Annotated in this window: 12 protein-coding genes; 6 read left to right on the top strand and 6 right to left on the bottom strand. The window is 61.9% G+C overall.

Annotated elements, in window-relative coordinates:
- Positions 1–251 precede the first annotated feature (251 nt).
- The gene (locus CO666_RS01680; protein WP_097610415.1) at positions 252–8,771 is read left to right on the top strand and encodes a glycoside hydrolase family 94 protein; all 8,520 of its coding nucleotides are present in this window, start codon (positions 252–254) and stop codon (positions 8,769–8,771) included.
- Between the two features lie 101 nt (positions 8,772–8,872).
- Entirely contained in the window at positions 8,873–10,108 is a 1,236-nt protein-coding gene (locus tag CO666_RS01675) for an OpgC family protein (RefSeq protein ID WP_097610414.1), read from the top strand.
- Between the two features lie 50 nt (positions 10,109–10,158).
- Here CO666_RS01675 and CO666_RS01670 read toward each other — a convergent pair whose 3' ends face one another.
- Positions 10,159–10,512, bottom strand: coding sequence for a VOC family protein (locus CO666_RS01670; protein ID WP_097610413.1), 354 nt, complete (start codon positions 10,510–10,512; stop codon positions 10,159–10,161).
- A 400-nt stretch (positions 10,513–10,912) separates the two neighbouring features.
- Positions 10,913–12,676 (bottom strand): glucan ABC transporter ATP-binding protein/ permease, encoded by a 1,764-nt coding sequence (locus tag CO666_RS01665; RefSeq protein WP_097610565.1) that lies wholly within the window; start codon positions 12,674–12,676, stop codon positions 10,913–10,915.
- 319 nt (positions 12,677–12,995) lie between these two features.
- Between CO666_RS01665 and CO666_RS01660 the strand changes: the two genes are divergently transcribed.
- The 3 genes from CO666_RS01660 to CO666_RS01650 all read left to right on the top strand — a co-directional run bounded on the left by CO666_RS01660 (position 12,996) and on the right by CO666_RS01650 (position 18,209).
- Positions 12,996–13,751, top strand: a complete 756-nt coding sequence (locus tag CO666_RS01660) for a LuxR family transcriptional regulator (RefSeq protein WP_097610564.1) — start codon at positions 12,996–12,998, stop codon at positions 13,749–13,751.
- Positions 13,752–13,967: 216 nt separating this feature from the next.
- Positions 13,968–17,432, top strand: coding sequence for a pyruvate carboxylase (gene pyc, locus CO666_RS01655; protein ID WP_097610412.1), 3,465 nt, complete (start codon positions 13,968–13,970; stop codon positions 17,430–17,432).
- A 204-nt stretch (positions 17,433–17,636) separates the two neighbouring features.
- Positions 17,637–18,209: an NADPH-dependent FMN reductase gene (locus CO666_RS01650; RefSeq protein WP_097610411.1), complete on the top strand. Its 573-nt coding sequence runs from the start codon at positions 17,637–17,639 to the stop codon at positions 18,207–18,209.
- 56 nt (positions 18,210–18,265) lie between these two features.
- Here CO666_RS01650 and CO666_RS01645 read toward each other — a convergent pair whose 3' ends face one another.
- From CO666_RS01645 to CO666_RS01630, 4 genes are all read right to left on the bottom strand, one after another.
- On the bottom strand, positions 18,266–19,027 hold the full coding sequence (locus CO666_RS01645; RefSeq protein WP_097610410.1) for an amino acid ABC transporter ATP-binding protein: 762 nt from the start codon (positions 19,025–19,027) through the stop codon (positions 18,266–18,268).
- Positions 19,024–19,704 carry an amino acid ABC transporter permease gene (locus CO666_RS01640; protein ID WP_097610409.1) on the bottom strand — a complete coding sequence of 227 codons (681 nt, stop codon included), beginning with the start codon at positions 19,702–19,704 and terminating at the stop codon, positions 19,024–19,026. The genes CO666_RS01645 and CO666_RS01640 overlap by 4 nt, the downstream gene beginning before the upstream one ends.
- Positions 19,705–19,936: 232 nt before the next feature.
- Complete coding sequence (locus CO666_RS01635; RefSeq protein ID WP_097610408.1) at positions 19,937–20,710, bottom strand: amino acid ABC transporter substrate-binding protein; 774 nt, start codon at positions 20,708–20,710, stop codon at positions 19,937–19,939.
- Positions 20,711–20,864: 154 nt separating this feature from the next.
- Positions 20,865–21,734 (bottom strand): DMT family transporter, encoded by an 870-nt coding sequence (locus tag CO666_RS01630; RefSeq protein ID WP_097610563.1) that lies wholly within the window; start codon positions 21,732–21,734, stop codon positions 20,865–20,867.
- 210 nt (positions 21,735–21,944) lie between these two features.
- On the opposite strand from CO666_RS01630, the gene CO666_RS01625 reads away from it, so the two are divergent.
- Positions 21,945–22,721, top strand: a complete 777-nt coding sequence (locus tag CO666_RS01625; protein ID WP_097610407.1) for a DeoR/GlpR family DNA-binding transcription regulator — start codon at positions 21,945–21,947, stop codon at positions 22,719–22,721.
- Positions 22,722–22,781 lie beyond the last annotated feature (60 nt).

The raw sequence follows: 22,781 nt of genomic DNA, 5'->3' as shown, positions 1-22,781 counted from the left end.
GACTTGAATTATCCCGATGGTGTCCAATTTTCGACACGGCTTTCGCAGAGAGGGTAGCGATGGTCTCGATCACCCGTCGAACTGTGCCCTGGGCGGGGGCTTAGCCCGTTCGCATCACTTGCCGAAGCGTCATTTATCCCGGCTTCATCGATCTTCGAAGAATCGGGCTCCGTTCATGTCGCAGTCATGATAAGCAGTGCAAAAGGCTGAGCAAAACAGCCATAACTTTGTTTGGATCCAGAACCGAACCCATGTCTATTTCTAATCTTTCTCCGAGCCTCCCGCGCGAACCCGAGACGAAGCAGATCGATCACAACGATTCGATCCGCTCGACCTATCTTGCCATCGAGGACATCAAGGCGATGGGCGATGCGGTCGCCCGCGGCGGCGTCGACAAGCTGCCGGCTTTCGCCCCCTTCGACTTCTTCGCGCGCCACAAGGAAAACGAGAAGGAAATCCTGCGCGTCTACCGGACCACGGCGACCGACGTCGAAGCCGGCGAGACGATTACGCCGGCGGCGGAATGGCTGCTGGACAATCATTATATCGTCGAAGAGGCGATCCAGGAGGTGCGGCGCGACTTCCCCCGCCGCTTCTATCGCGAATTGCCGACCATGGTCGTCGGCGGCGTCGAGGTGCCGCGCACCCTGGTGCTTGCCTGGCTCTACGTCGCCCATACCCACAGCACGATCTCGCAGGAAAGCCTGACGGCGCTGGTCGACGGTTTCCAGGCCAGCGAGACGCTGAGGATCGGCGAACTCTGGGCGCTGCCGTCGCTTGTGCGCTATGTGCTCGTCGAAAATCTTCGTCGCATTTCCAGCCGCGTCGAAGCCAGCCGCCGCATGCGCCGCCGCGCCAACGAGGCGGCCGACGAACTGGTGCGCCTGACCGATCCGGCCGGGGCGGCCAGCTATCTGAAAACGCTGGAGCCGCTTGCCGAGGACAATACCTTCTCGACGCAGTTCCTCTATCGCCTGCGCGACGGCTCGCAGACATCGAGTCTGGCGATCACCTGGCTCGACGAGCGGCTGGAAGAACTCGGCCGCAACACCGAAGAGGCAACGACGGCAGAACACAGCCGCCTTTCTTCCGGCAACGTGACGATGGGCAACATCATCCGCAGCCTTCGCGAGATCGACGATGCCGAATGGTCGGTCTGGGTCGAGCAGGTCAGCCATGTCGACAAGCTGCTCTGGGAGCATTCGGACTACGGCATCCTCGATTCCGGCTCGCGCAACAAATATCGCAAGCAGATCGAAAAGCTGGCCAAACGCTCGCCGCTGACGGAAATGGAAATCGCCCAGCTGGCGCTCGACATGACGGATGCCGCCAAGGCCTCCGACGAGCCGCAGCCGCATGAACCGAATGTCGGCGGTTTCCTGTCCGGCGCGCAGCGGCCGAAGCTCGAGGCGCGGGCGAATTATCGCCCGACGTTCATCCAGCATTTCGTGCGCGCGGTGCGTCAGTTCAACTGGCTGGCAATTGCCGTGCCCGTCATGCTGCTGACGATCATCGCCATGGCGATCGTCGGCCGGTTCATGGCCAATGCCGGCATGGGGCCGATCGAAATCGCCCTGCTGCTGATCATGTTCTCACTGCCGGCATCGGAGGGCGCCACCGGTCTCTTCAATACCGTGCTGTCGTTCTTCGTGACGCCGGCACGCCTCGTCGGATACGAGTTCAAGGAAGGCATTCCGGAGGATGCGCGTACGCTGCTCGTCGTGCCCTGCCTGATTTCGAACCGCGACAGCGTCGACGACCACGTGCGCAATCTCGAGGTTCACTATCTCGCCAATCCGCGCGGCGAACTCTATTTCGCGCTGCTCAGCGATTGGCCGGACAGCGACAGCGAGGAAACGCCCGCCGATCTCGAAGTGCTCGATTATGCCAGACGCGAGATTGCCAATCTTTCCGCCCGCTATGCCTATGACGGCAAGACGCGTTTCTATCTGCTGCATCGCCGCCGCCTCTACAATCCCGCCGAAGGCGTGTGGATGGGCTGGGAGCGCAAGCGCGGCAAGCTGCACGAGCTGAACATGCTGTTGCGCGGCGACCGCGACACGACCTATCTGCCGGGCGCCAATGCCGTGCCGGCCAATGTGCAATATGTCATGACGCTCGATGCCGATACGCGCCTGATGCGCGACGCCGTCACCAAGCTCGTCGGCAAGCTCTATCATCCGATCAATCGTCCGGTCATCAATCCGAAAACCGGCCGCGTCGAAAGCGGCTATGGCGTGCTGCAGCCGCGCGTCACCCCGTCGCTGACAACAGGCAAGGACGCCTCGGTCTTTCAGCGCGTCTTTTCGATCAACCGCGGCCTCGACCCTTACGTCTTCACCGTTTCCGACGTCTATCAGGACCTCGCCGGCGAAGGCACCTTCACCGGCAAGGGCCTCTATCATGTCGATGCCTTCGAAGCGTCGCTGAAGGGCCGGATCGACGAGAATTCCGTGCTCAGCCACGATCTTCTCGAAGGTTCGATGGCGCGCTGCGCGCTCGTCACCGATCTCGAGCTGGTCGAGGATTTCCCGATCCGCTACGAAGTCGAGACCTCGCGACAGCATCGCTGGGCGCGCGGCGACTGGCAGCTGCTGCCCTATATGTTCAATCCGAAATACGGCGTCACGGCCCTTGGCCGCTGGAAGATGTTCGACAATCTGCGCCGCTCGCTGACGCCGATCGCCTGGTTCTTCGCCTCCGTCCTCGGCTGGTATTTCATGGGTCCGCTCGGCGCGCTCATCTGGCAGATCCTGCTGATTTTCTGCCTGTTCGTCGCGCCGACGCTGTCGCTGATCAACGGCATCATTCCGCGCACCAGCGATATCATCGCCCGCGCCCATCTCTATACGGTCTGGTCCGATATCACCGCCGCCAATGCGCAGGTCGCATTGCGGATCGTCTTCATCGCCGATTCGGCCGCCATGATGGCCGATGCGATCGGCCGTTCGCTCTATCGCCTGTTCGTCAGCCGCAAGCTGATGCTGCAGTGGCGGACCGCCGCCAGCGTTCAGGCCGGCGGCCAGGGCACGCTGATCTCCTATTACAAGCAGATGTGGCATGCACCGGTGCTGGCGCTGCTGGCGCTTGGTTTTGCCGCCCTGCCCGGCGGCAGCGCCTTCGTCGTCGGCATTCCTTTCGCGCTGTTGTGGATCCTCTCGCCTGTCGTCGCCTGGTATGTCAGCCAGTCGGCAGAGACCGAGGACCGGCTCGAGGTCGCCGATTCGGTATCGAGCGAACTGCGCAAGATCGCCCGGCGCACCTGGCGTTATTTCGAGACCTTCACCACCGCCGAGCAGAATTACCTGCCGCCTGATAATATCCAGGAAACGCCGCATGTGATCGTCGCGGCGCGGACGTCGCCGACCAATATCGGCGTCTATCTGCTCTCCGTCGTTTCTGGCCGGCAATTCGGCTGGTTCTCCTTCGAGGAGACGCTCGAGCGGCTGGAGCAGACGATCGCGACGATCGACAGAATGGAGAAATTCCGCGGCCATCTGTTCAACTGGTATCACACCGACACGCTGCAGACGCTCGGACCGCGTTATGTCTCGGCCGTCGACAGCGGCAATCTCGCCGGCCATCTGATCGCCATTTCATCGGCCTGCCGCAACTGGGCCGAGGCGCCGTCCGCTCATATGCAGGGCAATCTCGACGGCGTTGGCGACACGGCCGGCATTCTCGGCGAAGTGCTGGCGGATCTGCCCGACGACCGCAAGACCGTGCGCCCGCTGCGCCGGCGCCTGGAGGAACGCATCGTCGGCTTCCAGAACGCGCTTGCCGCCGTCAAGCGCGAGCATGAATTCGCCTCGATCCGCATCATCAATCTCGCCGTTCTCGCCCGCGACATCGAGAAGCTCGCTGCCAATCTCGACCATGAGGTCAAGTCGAAGCAGAGCGAAGAGGTCACCCAATGGGCGGCATCCCTGGTGAAGGTCTGCGAGGCGCATATATCCGACAGCACCTTCGACCTTTCCAAGGTCGATGCGCTGCGGCCGCGCCTGATCGCGCTGCGCGACAAGGCCCGCGATCTTGCCTTCTCGATGGATTTCGGCTTCCTGTTCCGGCCGGAACGGCGCCTGCTGTCGATCGGCTACCGGGTCGAAAGCGGTGAACTCGACCAGGCCTGCTACGACCTTCTCGCCTCGGAATGCCGCCTGACCAGCCTCTTCGGCATCGCCAAGGGCGATCTGCCGACGGAACATTGGTACCGTCTCGGCCGCCAGGTCGTGCCGGTGGGGTCACGCGGCGCGCTGGTCTCCTGGTCCGGCTCGATGTTCGAATATCTAATGCCGCCGCTCGTTATGCAGGAGCGCGGCGGGGGTATTCTCAACCAGACGAACAATCTGGTCGTGGTCGAGCAGATGAATTACGCCCGCAAGCTCGGTATTCCGTGGGGCATTTCGGAAGCGGCCTTCAATGCCCGCGACCATAATCTCAACTATCAGTACACGAATTTCGGCGTGCCGACGCTCGGCCTGAAGCGCGGCCTCGGCCACAATGCCGTCATCGCGCCCTATGCATCGCTGCTCGCCAGCCAGTACGACCCGCCGGGCGCGCTCGAAAATCTGCAGAGACTGCGCAAGGTCGGTGCGCTCGGCAAGTTCGGCTTCCACGATGCCGTCGACTTCACGCCGACGCGCGTGCCGGAAGGCAAGAAATGCGCCGTGGTCTACAATTATTATGCCCACCATCACGGCATGTCGATCGCAGCCGTCGCCAACGTCGCCTTCAACGGCCATCTGCGCGAACTCTTCCACTCCGATCCCGTCATCGAGGCGGCCGAGCTGCTGTTGCAGGAAAAGGCGCCGCGCGACATTCCGGTCATGAGCGGCAAGCATGAATCCGACACGCCGGCCAGCATCCAGGACGATCTCCTGCGGCCGGAGATCAGGAAGATCAGCGATCCGGCTTCGCGTGACCGCGAACTCGTATTCCTGTCGAACGGACATTATTCGCTGATGCTGACGGCGACAGGCGCCGGTTATTCCCGCTGGAACGGCCTTTCCGTTTCCCGCTGGAAAGCCGATCCGACCGAAGACCGCTGGGGCAACTTCATCTTCCTGCGTGATACCGCCACCGGCGAATGGTGGTCGACGACAGCGGAGCCGAAGGGGGTCGAGGGCGAAAAGATCAAGGTCGAATTCGCCGACGAGAAGGCGCAGTTCACCAAGACGGTCGGCGACCTCACCAGCGAAGTGGAGTGCATCATCGCCACCGAGCATGATGCCGAGGCCCGCCGCGTCACGCTGCTCAACATGGGTGGGGAAGACCGTTTCATCGAGGTCACCTCCTATCTCGAGCCGGTGATCACCTCCGACGATACCGACAATGCGCATCCGGCATTCGCCCGGATGTTCGTCAAGACCGAGATCGGCAAGCGCGGCGACGTCATCCGCGCCGAACGCAACAAGCGCGATCCGAACGAGCCGAACATCAGCATCGCCCATCTGATCGTCGACAATGCCGGCGACACGCGTCATACCGAATTCGAGACCGACCGGCGCAAGTTCATCGGCCGCGGCCGCAGCCTTGCCGAGGCGGCGGCCTTCGATCCGGGCGCCACACTTTCCGGCAGCGACGGCTTCATGCTCGATCCCGTGATGTCGCTGCGCCGCACCGTCCGCGTACCGGCCGGCAAGAAAGTCAGCGTGATCTTCTGGACGATCGCAGCGCCGAGCCGCGACGAGGTCGACAAGGCGGTCAATCGCTATCGTCATCCCGACGCCTTCAACCACGAGCTGGTCCAGGCCTGGACGCGTACGCAGGTGCAGATGCGTCATGTCGGGGTCACCTCGCAGCAGGCGGCGGCCTTCCAGCACCTCGGACGCTACCTCGTCTATCCCGACATGCAGCTGCGCAAGGACGAGGCGACCGTCGAGGCCGGCCTGCAGTCGCAATCGGCGCTTTGGCCGCTGGCGATCTCCGGCGACTTCCCGATCTTCACGCTGCGCATCAACGACGACATGGATCTCGAAATCGCCCGTGAGGCGCTGCTGGCGCAGGAATATCTGCGCTCGCGCGGCGTCACCGCCGATCTCGTCATCATGAACGAACGCGCCTCATCCTATGCGCAGGACATGCAGCATGCGCTCGACGCCATGTGCGAAAACGTGCGCCGCATGGGCCAGGCCGACGGGTTGCGCCAGCATATCTTTGCGGTTCGCAAGGACCTGATGGAGGAGAGCACCTATCACGCGCTGATCGCGGCTTCTCGCGTCACGCTGCATACGAAGAACGGCAAGGTGGTCGACCAGATCAACCGCGCTGTGGCACTGTTTGCTCCCTCCAAGGAGGAACTGCAGGAGATGGAGCGGGCCGAGCGCAACAAGGTCCCGGTCAAGCGTGTCGCGCCGGTGCCGCCGCCCGTCGTACCCGCCGTCCTCATCGAGGAAGAAGGCGATCTCGACTTCTGGAACGGTATCGGCGGCTTTGCCCGCGACGGACGCGAATATGTCGTTCGCCTGCCCGGCGGTCACGCGACGCCGCAGCCCTGGATCAATGTCATCTCCAATGACAGGTTCGGCTTCCACGTGTCGGCCGAGGGCTCCGGCTTCACCTGGAGCGCCAATTCGCGCGACTATCAGCTGACTTCCTGGTCGAACGATGCGGTGATCAACCGTTCCGGTGAGGCGTTCTATCTCACCGATCTCGACAGCGGTGCCGTCATGACGCCGTTCGCAGCGCTTTCCCGCCGGCCGGACATCCGTTTCGAAGCCCGCCACGGGCTTGGTTATTCGGTTTTCTCCAGCGTTCAAAACGATATCGCGCTGGAGCTGACGCAGACGGTCGACCGCGAAAAGCCGGTGAAACTGCAGCGCCTGCGTCTGCGCAACACCGGTTCGGCCAGCCGCAAGCTGCGTCTCTATGGTTATGTCGAATGGATCCTCGGCAGCAATGCGGGACGCACGGCGCCCTTCATCCTGTCTAGATATGACCAGGAGACGGGGGCGCTGTTTGCCACCAATCCCTACAGCATCGATTTTTCCAACCGCACCGCCTTCTTCGCGGCGAGCGAGACACTTTCGAGCTATTCGGCAAGCCGGCGCGAATTCGTCGGCAAGGCAGGAACGATCCGGGCGCCGCAGGCCGTCACCTCTGCGGCCTCGCTTTCCGGCACCACCGATCTCGACGGCGATCCGGCGGCGGCGCTCGCGATCGATATCGAGCTTGGCGCCGGTGAGGAACGCGACTTCACCTTCTTCCTCGGCGATACGCCGACGGAGGAAGAGGCGCGTGGTGTGATCGCCGATATCCGCAAGGCTTCGTTCGACGATGCCGTCGAGGCGAACCGCGCCTTCTGGCGGGATTTCACCGGCCGAGTACAGATCTCCACGCCGGATCGTGGAATGAACAATCTCGTCAACACCTGGCTGCCCTATCAGAGCCTCGGCTGCCGCATCATGGCCCGCACCGCCTTCTATCAGGCAAGCGGTGCCTTCGGCTTCCGCGATCAGCTGCAGGATACGCTGGCCTTCGTGCTGCACGAACCGTCGCTGGCCCGCCGGCAGATCCTGAATGCCGCTTCGCGGCAATTCCGCGAAGGCGACGTGCAGCATTGGTGGTTGCCGGGAACGGGTGCGGGCGTGCGCACGCTGATCTCGGACGACGTCGTCTGGCTGAGTTACGCAATCCATCATTATTGCAGCGTCACCGGCGACAAGAGCGTGCTCGACGAGCAGATCGCCTTCCTGGAAGGGCCGGCACTGCTCGAAGGCCAGCACGATTCCTTCTACAAGCCGGAAATTTCCGAGGACAAGGCAAGCGTCTACGAGCATGCGGCGCTGGCGCTCGATCTCGCCATCGCCCGCAAGGGGACAAACGGCCTGCCGCTGTTCCTCGGCGGCGACTGGAACGACGGCATGAACCGCGTCGGCATCGGCGGGCGCGGCACCAGCGTCTGGCTCGGCTGGTTCCTGGCGGGTGCCTTGCGCTCCTTCATTCCCTATGCCGAAGAGCGTGGCGACACGGTCCGGGCGGAGCGCTGGTCGGCGCATCTTGCCGAGCTGAAGAAGGCGCTCGAAACTGCGGCCTGGGATGGCGGCTATTATCGCCGCGGCACCTTCGACGACGGCGCGCTGCTCGGCTCGCGGGAAAGCCCCGAATGCCGGATCGATTCGATTGCGCAGTCCTGGAGCGTGCTGTCGGGCGAGGGCGATCCGGCCCGCGCCGTCACGGCGATGCAGGCCGTGCTCGACCAGCTGGTCGACGAGGATGCCCGCATCATCCGGCTGTTCACGCCGCCTTTCGTCAACTCCGCCCGGGATCCCGGCTATATCAAGGCCTATCCGCCGGGCGTGCGCGAAAACGGCGGGCAATATACCCATGCCTCGACCTGGGTGGTGATGGCGCTGGCGGAGCTGAAGCGGGGCGACGATGCCTTCCGCTGCTTCCAGATCCTCAACCCGATCACCCATGCGCTCGACAAGGCTTCGGCGGAGCAATACCGCGTCGAACCCTATGTCGTGGCAGCCGACGTCTACGGCCATGAGCCCTATGCGTCCCGCGGCGGCTGGACTTGGTATACCGGCTCTGCCGGCTGGCTCTACCGCGCCGCCGTCGAGGGCATCCTCGGCATCCGCCTGAAGGGCGGCCGGCTCTATGTCAGGCCGTCGCTCCCTTCGGAATGGGACGGATTTGCGGCAGAGGTGGAGCAGGGCGGCGGCAAATACCGCATTTCGGTCTCAAAAGCGTCCAACGATAGCGGCTACACTCTGTCTATCAATGGTTGCGAAGTCACCGATCCCGAAGAGGGATATCCGCTCGGATAACAGCGTTCTCCACGCTGAAAAACACGGCGATTCGCGGCGGCCAAAAGGGAACCCTTTTGGCCGCCGTCGCGTTTGCAAATCGGATAAATAAGGAGAGACCCATGGCAAGCACGCCGACCGAAGCCATCGTCGCTGGGCGCAGTTCCCTATCCGCAGCTGCACCAATGCGTGATACGAGGCTCGACGTCTTGCGCGGCGTGGCGCTGATCATGATTTTCATCAATCATGTTCCCGGACAGATTTTCGAATATGTGACGACGAAGAATTTCGGTTTCTCCGATGCAGCCGAGGCCTTCGTGCTGATCTCGGGCATCGCCGTCGGCCTTGCCTATGGTTCCGGGTTCCGGCCGGGCAACCGGCTCAAGATGGCGATCAAGGCGGTCAAGCGCGCCTTCACGCTCTATCTCGCTCACATGATTACCACCTTCATGACGCTGGCGCTGTTCATCTCGGGCGCGTGGCTGTTTCACCGGCCGGGTTTGCTTGTTGAGATCAACATCCTGGCAGTGCTGATGAACCTGAAGGAAGGCATTCCGGCGCTGCTGCTGCTCGGCCACCAGATCGGCTACAACAATATCCTGCCAATGTACGGCGCGTTGATGCTGATGGTGCCGATCATCCTGCTCTTGAATGCGCGCAGTCCCTTGCTGGCACTCGGCGTTTCCGGCACGGTCTGGCTGCTGGCCGGCATCTACCAGGTGGCGCCGCACAACATGCTGATCGAAAGCTACTGGTTCCTCAATCCGCTGTCCTGGCAGTTCCTGTTTACGATCGGCATCGTTTCGATGCTGCATATCAAACGCGGCGGCACGATCCCGCGGCATCCGCTGCTGCTTGCGGCCGCGGCCGCTTATGTCGCGCTGTCTTTCATCTGGGTGACCGGCCATCTCTGGGTCTTCGGCAACTCGCTGGCCGCACTCGGCCTGCCGCCTGTTATCACCGGTTTCGACAAGACCTTCCTGTCGTTGCCGCGGCTGCTGCATGTGCTGGCGCTGACCTATCTCGTCATCAGCATTCCGCTATTCTCGCGCATTCTGCGCCGCCCCGCGCATCATCCGCTGACCATCCTCGGCCGCCATTCGCTGAACATCTTCGTTGCCGGCACAATCCTCGCCATGATCGGGCAGGTGGTGCTCTACATCACCAACAAGGATCCGCTGGTCGGTCCGCTCTTCGTGATCGCAGGCGTCGCAACGCAATTCGCCTATGCCTATTATCTCGAGCGCAAGCGCCAGCAGGGCAAGGTCAAGACGAAATTGGTCACGAAGCCCGCCACCGTCCCGGTTCCCGTCCGCATCGGAACGGCAAATACCTATCGCCGCAACGATCGGAAATAGGGTTCGGGATCATCGAAGATGAAGGAGCCGGTGGCCGAAGGGCCGCCGGCTCAATTTTTATGGACGAGGATATTCACCAGCTTGCCGAAGGGGTCGCGCACGTAAAAGCGCCTGACGCCCCAGGGCTCGTCGGTCGGGCCGTACTCGATCGGGAATCCTGAGGCCGACATCGCCTGGAAAGCGGTATCGAGGTCGTCCACCTCGATCGAGAGGTCAGGCACCGGTGTTCCGGAACCGCCTTCGCTGGCGATGCTGAGTTGAACGGTCATATCCGTTGCGGCGCCGAAGGTCGCGATCCAGCCGTGGTCCATGATGACGTCGAGACCGAGGATATCCCGATAGAAGCGTTTGGCCGGAGCGATATCAGGTGCCTGGATATTGGCGACGATGCGCAGGACCTTCATGGGTTTCTTCCCGATGTACAGTGGCAAGGGGAGGATAGGGAAGATCGGTGGGGTGATCAATCTGTCTAGGTTAAGGTTAGGCCGGAGATGTTACGGGGTGGGATACCCCCCTCTGCCCTGTGTCCAGCCGGGCATCTCCCCCACAAGGAGGGAGATCGGCTGGGCGCACTGGCTTCCCCAAACAATGAGCGTCCAGTACGGCGAAACGGCAGATGGGCACGAAGGGCAAGCCACTTGTGATCTCCCCACCTGTGGGGGTCCGAAGGACGGGTCGAGACCCGTGGCTCGACCCTGAGCCCGGCAGGGCAGAGGAGAGCTCGCACGGTGCAACGCTGTTTCAGGCAAACAAAAAGGCCGGAAGGAGTTACCCTTCCGGCCTTTGTCTGGAAATCCGAACCGATCAGGCGGCTTCGGTGGTGTGGGCCCTGCGGACTTCTTCGTCCGTCAGGATGCCGCTGGCGCGCAGCAGGGCGGCGAAGCGGCCGTTGCTGTGGCTGAGCTCGTCGAAGCTGCCCTGTTCGACCACGCGGCCGTCATCCAGGAAGAGCACCATGTCGGCTTCGCGGACCGTCGACAGGCGGTGGGCGATGATGAAGGTGGTGCGGTTCTGGCGCAGGTTGTCGATCGCCGCCTTGACGCGGGCCTCGGTCTCGACGTCGAGCGCCGAGGTTGCCTCGTCGAGCACCAGGATCGGTGCATCCTTGAGGATGGCGCGGGCGATGGCGATGCGCTGGCGCTCGCCGCCGGAGAGCTTGTTGCCGCGTTCGCCGACATGGGTATCGTAGCGATCCTCACGGGTCTCGATGAAGTCGGCGGCGGCGGCGGCTTCGGCCGCACGGCGCATTTCCTCTTCGCTGGCCCCTTCGCGGCCGAGGCGGATGTTGTCGCTGATCGAGCGGTTCAGCAGGCCCGCATCCTGGAAGACGGTGGCGATGTGGCGGCGCAGCGACTTGCGGGTCACCTTGGTGATATCGGTGCCGTCGACGAGGATCTTGCCGTCCTGCGGATCATAGACGCGCTGCAGCAGGTTGACGAGCGTCGTCTTGCCGGCACCGGTCGGGCCGACGATCGCGACCGTCTGGCCTGCCTTCACCGAGAAAGAGACATTGTGCAGGCCCTGCGAGGAGTTGCCGAAGCCGAAGGAGACGTCGCGAAACTCGATCGCACCCTTGACGTCCTTGATCTCGCCGTTGCCGGCCGGCTCTTCGCGGTCACGCACCGAGTCTTCGAGCGCATAGAATTCCTCGAGCTTGGAGCGGGCCTCGAAAATCTGCGTGGCGAACTGGCGCATGAGGTCGAGGCGGCCGATCAGCAGGTTGGCGAAGCCGATGAAGGCGATGACGTCGCCGACGCGCAGCTGGCCGGCCTGGACGAGCATGGTGCCGATGATCAGAACCACCATCATTGCAATGGTCGAAGCCATGCGGTTCAGCGCGCTGGCGATCGCCCACCAGTCGAGCACCGGATACTGGGCTTCGAGCAGACGGTCGGCGAAGGATTTCAGAGCCTTGGTTTCAGCTTCGATGCGGTTGTAGCTGTGCAGCACCGAAACGTTGCTGATCGAGTCGCTGACATGCGAGAAGACGGTATGGTAGTGGTTCTCGACCGAAGCCTGGCCGTCTTTGGTGCGGCTCATGACGACGCGGCCGATCAGCCAATAGGCGATGGCGAGTACCATCAGCACGGCGGAAAGGCGCAAATCCATCGACATTGCGGTCGGAATCAGAAGCGCGAGCGCGATGACCGTCGACAGGTGGTTGCGCATGAATTCCAGCCAGAGGCCGAACAGCGTTTCGCAGGCGCGCAGCAATGTATGCAGCGCGTTGGACGTGCCGCGCTGATGGTGCCAGCCGAGCGGCATGGAAATGATGCGGCCAAAGGCTTCCGTCAGCAGCGTTGCCCGCCGGCCATGGGCCAGCCTGTCGGCCTCGCGGGCGACCAGAACGAAAGCAATCGTATTGAAAACGGCGAAAGTCGCCCACATGAACAGGATAGGCTTGACCTCACCCTTGCCGGAAATCGCATCGATAATGCGACCGAACAGGATCGGCTCCGCAATGGTAATCGTCGCCAGAACGATGTTTGCGACCACGACCAGGGATACGCGCAGCTTGTAGGCGCCAAGATAGCGCAGAGCTCTTGCATAGACCTTGAATAGCGTCACGTCGAACCTCTTGTGCATCTGCGAAAACGGGATGATGCGATGCTACAAAAGGCTACCTGAACCGGCGATTAACGGCCTATTCAGGCTTCAATCCCCGCGCCCCTTAACCCGATCGTGCTATCCCAGGATGCGGCGAGATAATCCTGGCGTTCAAGTTGCTGCTCGGCTATACCCCGCGACAATTTGCGCTTGCATTTTAATAAATGTTTAGCGCAGCATTAAATTAGAGACTGCATTTTTTGAAGAAGACCGTTTCGCGACCCATTTGAAAGCCGCCGACGGCCTCGATGCGGGCACCAGTCCGGACAAGGGGCACTTTGTGAATATTAATTCGTTAATTCAATTGCTTATAATTCTGGGAGAATCGTCAAATCCTCAGGCTGTCGTGACCGAACTGGAGCATGTCATCCACGATTCCGGCTTCGAATATTACGGCCTGCTGCGCCATTTGCCGCAGAATCCGGCTCAGAAGAATCCGGAACCCTGGGCCGCCGCACTTGCCGGCCGCTGGCCGGAACAATGGCCGCAAATCTATACCGCGAAAAAATATGTCCTGATCGATCCGATGGTACGCTATCTCGCCCATGCGCAGCGGCCTTTCGGTTGGCGGGAAAGCCTGGCAGCCTTCCGCAAGGATGGCCAGCAGCGCCGTATGGAGCAGATGATGGTCGATGCTTTCGGTCACGGGCTGGAAGACGGTTATATCTTTCCGATCCACGGGCGGAATGGCATTCTCGGCAGCCTCAGTCTCGCCGGCAAGCCTGTCGAGCTGTCGCCGATGGAGATCGCCCTCTTCGAGGCGGTGGCACGCAAGTCCTTCTGGCGATTGCTTGAATTGAAAGGCGAGGCGCAGGCGCTGGAAACCGTGCTGCCGGCCGAAACGCCGCTGACGCGACGTGAAATGGAAATCCTGCATTACCTCGCCGAAGGCATGACCTCGATCGAAATCAGCAAGATGCTGAAGATCTCAAACCATACTGTCGATTGGTATATGAACGGCTTGCAGAACAAGCTGAAGGCGAAAAACCGGCAGCAGGCGGTGGCGCTTGCCTTCCGTCACGGCCTGATACGATAGAGCGCGATCGTGAAACTATAACCGGTTCTCATGCTACTTCCGTGATTCAAACAGGGATTCAGATCTAATCCGATCCGGGCTGGCATTATTCTCATCCGGAATGGCGAGAAATTGCATTTCGCAGTCGCAAGAGAAATTGAACTTCCTGTGACAAGAAGTTAAGAATTTCCTTCGCGGGTGCAGCATGCCCGCGTCTGAACGTCTGAGGAGACCGTTTTGCCCATTTCCAAGATACTCGTTGCCAATCGCTCCGAAATTGCCATTCGCGTGTTCCGCGCGGCCAACGAGCTTGGAATAAAAACGGTGGCGATCTGGGCGGAAGAGGACAAGCTGGCGCTGCACCGCTTCAAGGCGGACGAGAGCTATCAGGTCGGCCGCGGCCCGCATCTGGCGCGTGATCTCGGGCCGATCGAAAGCTATCTGTCGATCGACGAGGTGATCCGCGTCGCCAAGCTTTCGGGCGCCGATGCGATCCACCCGGGCTACGGCCTGCTGTCGGAAAGCCCTGAATTCGTCGATGCCTGCAACAAGGCCGGCATCATCTTCATCGGCCCGAAGGGCGATACGATGCGCCAGCTCGGTAACAAGGTTGCGGCGCGCAACCTGGCGATCTCGGTCGGTGTGCCGGTGGTGCCGGCAACCGAGCCGCTGCCGGACGATATGGCTGTGGTTGCGAAGATGGCCGAAGACATCGGTTATCCCGTCATGCTGAAGGCCTCCTGGGGCGGCGGCGGGCGCGGCATGCGCGCGATCCGCGACCCGAAGGACCTTGCCCGTGAGGTAACCGAGGCCAAGCGCGAGGCGATGGCCGCCTTCGGCAAGGACGAGGTCTATCTGGAAAAGCTCGTCGAGCGCGCCCGCCACGTCGAAAGCCAGATCCTCGGCGACACCCACGGCAATGTCGTGCATCTCTTCGAACGCGACTGCTCGATCCAGCGCCGCAACCAGAAGGTTGTCGAGCGCGCACCCGCACCTTACCTCTCGGAAGCGCAGCGCCAGGAACTCGCCGCCTATTCGCTGAAGATCGCGGCGGCGACCAATTATATCGGCGCCGGCACCGTCGAATATCTGATGGATGCCGATACCGGCAAATTCTACTTCATCGAGGTCAACCCGCGCATCCAGGTCGAGCACACCGTGACCGAAGTCGTCACCGGCATCGACATCGTCAAGGCGCAGATCCATATCCTCGATGGCTATGCGATCGGCACGCCGGAATCCGGCGTTCCCGCTCAGGCCGACATCCGTCTCAACGGCCATGCGCTGCAGTGCCGCATCACCACGGAAGATCCGGAACATAACTTCATTCCGGATTACGGCCGCATCACCGCCTATCGCTCGGCCTCCGGCTTCGGCATCCGTCTCGACGGCGGCACCTCCTATTCCGGCGCCATCATCACCCGCTATTACGATCCGCTGCTCGTCAAGGTGACGGCCTGGGCGCCGAACCCGTCCGAGGCGATCTCCCGCATGGACCGGGCGCTGCGCGAATTCCGTATCCGCGGCGTCGCCACCAACCTGACCTTCCTCGAAGCGATCATCGGTCATCCGAAGTTCCGCGACAACAGCTACACCACCCGCTTCATCGATACGACGCCGGAGCTCTTCCAGCAGGTCAAGCGCCAGGACCGCGCGACGAAGCTGCTCACCTATCTCGCCGACGTCACGGTCAACGGCCATCCGGAGGCCAAGGACCGGCCGAGGCCGCTGGAGAATGCCGCCCAGCCGGTGGTGCCCTACAGCAACGGCAATGGCGTCAAGGACGGCACGAAGCAGTTGCTCGACACGCTCGGCCCGAAGAAATTCGGCGAATGGATGCGCAACGAGAAGCGCGTGCTGCTGACCGACACGACGATGCGCGACGGTCACCAGTCGCTGCTCGCCACCCGCATGCGCACCTATGACATCGCCCGCATCGCCGGCACCTATGCACATGCGCTGCCGAACCTCTTGTCGCTCGAATGCTGGGGCGGCGCCACCTTCGACGTCTCCATGCGCTTCCTGACGGAAGATCCTTGGGAGCGTCTGGCGCTGATCCGCGAGGGCGCGCCGAACCTTCTGCTGCAGATGCTGCTGCGCGGCGCCAATGGCGTCGGCTACACCAACTATCCCGACAATGTCGTCAAATATTTCGTCCGCCAGGCGGCCAAGGGCGGCATCGATCTGTTCCGCGTCTTCGACTGCCTGAACTGGGTCGAGAACATGCGGGTGTCGATGGATGCCATTGCCGAGGAGAACAAGCTCTGCGAGGCGGCGATCTGCTATACCGGCGATATCCTCAATTCGGCCCGCCCGAAATACGACCTCAAATATTATACCGACCTTGCGGTCGAGCTCGAAAAGGCCGGCGCGCATATCATCGCGCTGAAAGACATGGCGGGCTTGCTGAAGCCGGCGGCAGCGAAGGTGCTGTTCAAGGCGCTGCGCGAGGCGACCGGCCTGCCGATCCATTTCCACACCCATGACACGTCGGGCATTGCGGCGGCGACCGTGCTCGCCGCCGTTGAGGCCGGCGTCGATGCCGTCGATGCGGCGATGGATGCGCTCTCCGGCAATACGTCGCAGCCCTGTCTCGGCTCGATCGTCGAGGCGCTCTCCGGCTCGGAGCGCGATCCCGGCCTCGATCCGGAATGGATCCGCCGCATCTCCTTCTACTGGGAAGCGGTGCGCAACCAGTATGCTGCCTTCGAAAGCGACCTCAAGGGTCCGGCATCGGAAGTCTATCTGCACGAAATGCCGGGCGGCCAGTTCACCAACCTCAAGGAGCAGGCCCGTTCGCTCGGTCTGGAAAGCAAGTGGCATCGGGTGGCCCAGGCCTATGCCGACGCCAACCAGATGTTCGGCGATATCGTCAAGGTGACGCCGTCTTCCAAGGTGGTCGGCGACATGGCGCTGATGATGGTCTCCCAGGATCTGACGGTTGCCGATGTCGTCAGCCCCGAGCGCGAAGTCTCCTTCCCGGAATCGGTGGTGTCGATGCTGAAGGGCGATCTCGGCCAGCCGCCGTCGGGATGGCCGGAAGCGCTGCAGAAGAAGGCGCTGAAGGGCGACAAGCCCTATACGGTGCGTCCCGGCTCGCTGCTGAAGGAGGCCGATCTCGATGCCGAGCGCAAGGTGATCGAGACCAAGCTGGAGCGCGAGGTCAGCGACTTCGAATTCGCCTCCTATCTGATGTATCCGAAGGTCTTCACCGACTTCGCACTGGCCTCCGATACTTACGGCCCGGTCTCGGTGCTGCCGACGCCCGCCTATTTCTATGGGCTTGCCGATGGCGAGGAGCTGTTTGCCGATATCGAACGCGGCAAGACGCTCGTCATCGTCAACCAGGCGATGAGCGCCACCGACAGCCAGGGCATGGTGACGATCTTCTTCGAGCTCAATGGCCAGCCGCGCCGCATCAAGGTGCCGGACCGTGCCCATGGGGCGACGGGGGCTGCGGTTCGCCGCAAAGCCGAACCCGGCAATGCCGTCCATGTCGGCGCGCCGATGCCGGGTGTTATCAGCCGTGTCTTCGTCTCGCCCGGCCAGGCCGTCAGTGCCGGCGACGTGCTCGTTTCCATCGAAGCGATGAAGATGGAAACGGCGCTGCATGCGGAAAAGGACGGCACGATTTCCGAGGTGCTGGTGCGCGCCGGCGATCAGATCGACGCCAAGGACCTGCTCGTCGTCTATGGCGGTTGAGCGGTAGGCGGCCGATTGTTGCCGGGAGGCTTCGTTCTGCTGCCCAACGACCTGTGGCCAATCACCCGATTGTGTCTGATCAGGTCGCCCAAAAGTTGATTTTTCGAAGCGTTAACGACCTCCTCGTCTTGCCCGGCGAGGAGGTTTTCTCATAGAGTTGCGCTCCTACCATCCGCCCCCAAGACCAATCAGGACATCATCTCCATGAGCAAGCTGAAGATTGCCGTCATTGTCGGCAGCACGCGTATTGGCCGTTTCGCCGAACATCCGGCCAAGTGGATTGCCGAACTGGTCGGCCAGCGCGCCGATCTCGACGTCGAGATTCTCGATCTTCTCGACTATCCCATGCATTTCTTCGGCGAAGAGCGCGCCACGACGGCGGAAAGCGAATCCGCCGAGCGCTGGAAGAAGAAGCTGCGCGAATTCGACGGTTTCATATTCACCGTTGCCGAATACAACCATGCGCCGACGGCGGTTTTGAAGAACGCGATCGATCTCGGCGAATTCATCCAGAAGCCGGTGGGTTTCGTCGGTTATGGCGGTGTCGGCGGCGCACGTGCGGTCGAGCAGCTTCGTCTGATCTTCGTGGAAATGGGTGCCGCTTCCGTCAAGACCGGCGTCCACATCGCCTTCAGCGAATATCTTGCCGTTCTCAAGGAAGGCAAGAGCCTTGGCGATTACGCGCATCTCAACGAGGCTGCCAAGAACCTGCTCGACCAGATCACCTGGTGGGGCAATGCGCTGAAGGCAGCGCGCTCCGTCGTCACCTCGGCCTGAGGCAGGTCGTTTAGCCACAAAGCGTCTCACGTGAATCATGATTCACGTGAGACAGTTCAGATATCGTAGGTATGGGCGGCGTTGATCGTCGAAATGAAGCGCTTGGTGCGTTCGCGCTCCGGCGCGGTGAAGATCGCCCTGGCGCTGCCCGTTTCCACCACGCTTCCGGCTTCCAGGAAGACGACGTCATTGGCGATCTTCGAGGCCAGCCTGAGATCGTGGGTCGCCATCACCATCGTCGTGCCTTCGCTGGCGAGACGGCCGAGCACGTCGACCACCTCGGCCGAAAGCTCCGGATCGAGCGCCGAGGTCGGCTCGTCGCAGAGAAGCACGCGCGGCGACGGCGCCAGCGCCCGGGCAATCGCCACACGCTGCTGCTGGCCGCCGGAGAGCGTCGACGGCCAGGCATCGGCCTTATGGGTCATGCCGACCTTGGTCAGCAGCTCCATGGCGCGTTCGCGGGCCTTTTCCTTCGGCCACCTTAAGACCGTCACCAGGCCCTCCATGACATTTTCGATCGCGGTCTGATGCGGGAAAAGCTGGAAGTTCTGGAAGACCATGCCGGTCTGGCGGCGGATCTTCTGGATTGCCTGCCAGCTCGTTCGTTTGCCCGGCGCAAAGCTCAGCCTTTCCTCCCCGAGGCGGATGGAACCTGATGTCGGGATTTCGAGCAGGTTGATGCAGCGCAGCAGCGTGCTCTTGCCGCCGCCGGACGGCCCGACCAGCGCGGTTACGCTGCCTTCGGGAATGCGGATGCTGATATCCTTGAGGATGACCGCGTCGCCGAAGCGCTTTTCGATGTTGGAAAGCTCGATCATGCATTGGCCTCCAGCATGCCGCCGTAACGCGCGAAGCGGCGCTCCAGACGCACCTGCAACTGCGAGAGGACGGAGCTGAGCACGAGATAGAGCAGCGCCGCCTCGATATAAAGGATCAGCGGCTCATAGGTCGTGGCGACGATGCGCTGCGCTGCCTGGAAGAGCTCCGGCACGGTGATGGCGGCCGCAAGCGAGGTATCCTTGATCAGCGAAATGAAGGTGTTCGACAGCGGCGGCACGGCGACGCGAGCGGCCTGCGGCAGGATGGTGCGGCTCATCGCCTGGCGCCAGCTCATGCCGATCGAATAGGCCGCCTCCCACTGGCCCTTCGGCACCGAAGAGATGACGGCACGGATGATTTCGGAACTGTAGGCGCCGATATTCAGCGTGAAGCCGATGAGGGCGGCGGGAAAGGCATCGAGCAGGATGCCGATGCTCGGCAGGCCGTAGAAGATCACGAAGAGCTGGACGAGCAGCGGCGTGCCGCGGATCACCCAGACATAGAAGCGGGCGACGGCTGCAACAGGCGCGGGGCCGAAAAGGCGAGCGATCGCAGTGATCAGGCCGAGGATCAGGCCGAAGGCGAAGGACAGCAGGGTGAGGGGGATGGTGAAGATCAGCCCCGCCCAGAGAAGCGAGGGAAGCGATTCCGCCATTAGTTGGAGCCAGTGCGCCAAGGGAGTTCCCTCTCATCGGTTGGATAGTGATACCACCTCGGAATACCCCTCCCCAACCCCTCGCCACAAGGGGGAAGGACTTAATCTGGCTCTCGCCCCGCATGAAATAGCGACCGTGCTGCAAGCCGAGACGCTTATTTAAAATGAGGTATTTGAAATGAGGCGGGGCGCCGCCAAAGCCCCTCCCCCTTGTGGCGAGGGGCTGGGGAGGGGACTTTTTCCTGAACGACGCTTACTTCGAGACGTCCTGGCCGAAATACTTGTCGGCGATCTTCTTGTAGGTGCCGTCGGCCTTGATGTCGGCGAGCGCCTTGTTGATTTCGGCGAGAAGCTCCGGCTCGTTCTTGCGGATGATGACGCCGGAATAATCGGCATTTTCCTGCTCGGCGACGATCTTCACCGGCGCGTCCGGCTTGTGCTTCTTGAAGTCGAGGAAGGAGAGGCTGTCGTTGATCGTGGCATCGGCACGCTTGGTCAGCACCAGCTGGATCGACTGGTCGAAACCGTCGGTACCGACGAGTTCGGCACCGGCTTCGGTGGCGAGCTTGCCGAAGTTGCTGGTCAGCGACTGGGCTGATTTCTTGCCCTTCAGGTCGGCGAAGGACTTGATGCTGTCGTCGCCGTCGCGGGCGATCAGCACGGCCTTGGAAGCGATATAGGGCTCGGAGAAATCGTATTTCTGCTTGCGGGCTTCGGTGATGCCGACCTGGTTGATGACGGTGTCGTAGCGCTTGGCGTCGAGGCCGGCGATCAGGCCGTCCCACTTGCCTTCGACGAATTCGGCCTTGACGCCGAGTTTGGCGGCGATGGCTTCACCGATCTCGACATCGAAGCCGACGAGCTTGCCGCTTTCGTCATGATAGGTGAAGGGCGCATAGGTGCCTTCGGTGCCGATCTTGAAGACGCCGGCCGATTTGATGGCGGCGAGGTTTTCGCCGGCATGGGCGGGCAGGAGGGCCGCAGCCTGAATGAGGGCAGCGGCGGCGACGGTTCTCAGCCAGTTCATTGTTGTATCCATCCTTGGGAGGTTGTGATCGGATGAGGGATAGTTCGCAGAAAACTAGGGCGCCGGAAGCGTAAAAAACTGCGAATAAAAGCAGCAACTGCAAATATTTTTCTCAAGCGGCCGGTTGAACCGGGAATGCCTTGGAAAATAAGCATCAAACCGCGGCGCGGCGGCGCAGCCTCTCGCTGACAATGATGATCAATCCGGCCCCGAGGATCATGCATGCGCCGGCAATGACATTCTGCGTGGGGAGGTCGGCCCAGATCAGGTAGCCGAGCAGAAAGGCCCAGACGAGAGAGGTATATTCGAAGGGCGCAAGCACGGAGACAGGCGCCCGGCGCATGCCTTCGAAAAGCGAGACCTGCGCTAAGCCGGCGACGACGCCGGTGGCGACGAGAAGCGCCAGCTGCGTCATGTCAGGCGTCCGCCACGTATAGAGGACGGCAATGCCTGTCATAACAAGGAAAAAGACATTGGAGACGGTAAGCTGGACGGTGGTCTTTTCGTGCAACGAGGTCTTGCGCAGCAATACCATGGCGGCGGCCCAGAGAACGGCGGCCTGCAGCGCCAGATAGACCGGCCAGGAGATGGTGAGGCCGATCGGGTTGCAGGCAATGAGCACGCCGACGAAACCGACGCCGACGGCAAGCCAGCGCGCCGGCGTGACCTCCTCCTTCAGGATGAGCCATGCAAGCAGGGTGCCGACGACAGGTGCGGCGTAATAAAGCGTCGTCACTTCGGCCAGCTGCAGGCGGCTTGCAGCGGAATAATAGGAAAGCCAGGCAGAGAGAAGAAGCATGCTGCGGAGGATCATCGGCTTGATGATCGGCGAGGTCATCGTTTGATGGACGAGCTTGCCGCGGCCATAGGCGAGACAACCGACGAGGATGGTGAGGCTGCGGAAAAACAGGATCTGCCAGACCGGGATGGTTGAGGTCAGGATCTTGATGATCGCGTCATGGAAGGTGAACGCCATATAGGCGAGGCTCGTGAGCAGAATGCCCAGGCTGACGGAGTTTTTCACGGGAATGCACCAGATGGCGGAGCTGCCGGCGGGAATCGAGAATATGAGATCGGTAATCCCGGCCCTCGGGTCGGTCAATAGACGATATTTCGCTCTGGTGGTGGAGCTTTGTTTCATAACGTCAGAAAACGTGTGACCGTGCATGTTGCCTGCACGGTCATCAGCGTTTATGCACGTTTATCTTATTTCAGATGTTGATCCGGTAGAAACATGCAGGATTTTTTGTTGCGAGAGCGCCAGGGGGTAATTTCCGAGAGGCTGCGGCTGAATGGCCGTGTGCTGGCGGCGGAGCTTGCGCTGGAATTCGGCGTCTCCGAGGATACGGTGCGGCGCGACCTGCGTGAGATGGCTGCGGCAGGGCTCTGCGAGCGGGTCTATGGCGGCGCTTTGCCGGTTTCGCCGGCGCATGGAAGCCTGACGCAGCGCATCGGTTTTGCCGCCGATCGGAAACAGGCCTTAGCGCGCGCCGCGGCAACGCAGATCGCTGCCGGTGCGTGTGTATTCTTCGATGCCGGCAGCACCAATCTGGCGATCGCCAATGCCTTGCCGGCCGAACTCGAGCTGACGGCCGCGACCAATGCGCCGGCGATCGCCGCCGCACTGATCGACAAGCCTGCCGTCAACGTCATCCTGATCGGCGGCATGGTGGACCGGCAGACGGGTGGGGCGCTCGGCGCCAAGGCGCTCCGCGACATGGAGCAGATTTCGCCCGATCTCTGCATTCTCGGCGCCTGCGGCGTCGATCTCGAAGCCGGCATCACCGCGTTCGGCTTCGAGGATGCCGAGTTCAAGCGGTTTGCCGCATCGAGAAGCAGAAAAGTGCTGGCGGCGGTCACCTCGGAGAAATTCGGCACGGCTGCGCCGCACAGTGTCCTGCCGGTTGCGCATTGCGAATGCCTGGTCGTCGAGCACGATGCCGATCCGGCCGTTCTTGCGGGTTACCGCGAACGCGGATGCAGGACCGTCATCGCCGAGAAAACGAACTGAGCCGCCGTTACAGAGTTAAGAAAAACGGGCGCTCCCAAGCCCGGCAATGAGGAAAGACCG

The sequence above is a fragment of the Rhizobium chutanense genome (assembly GCF_002531935.1).
GTDB lineage: Bacteria > Pseudomonadota > Alphaproteobacteria > Rhizobiales > Rhizobiaceae > Rhizobium > Rhizobium chutanense.
This window is presented reverse-complemented; position numbering and strand designations above follow the sequence as displayed.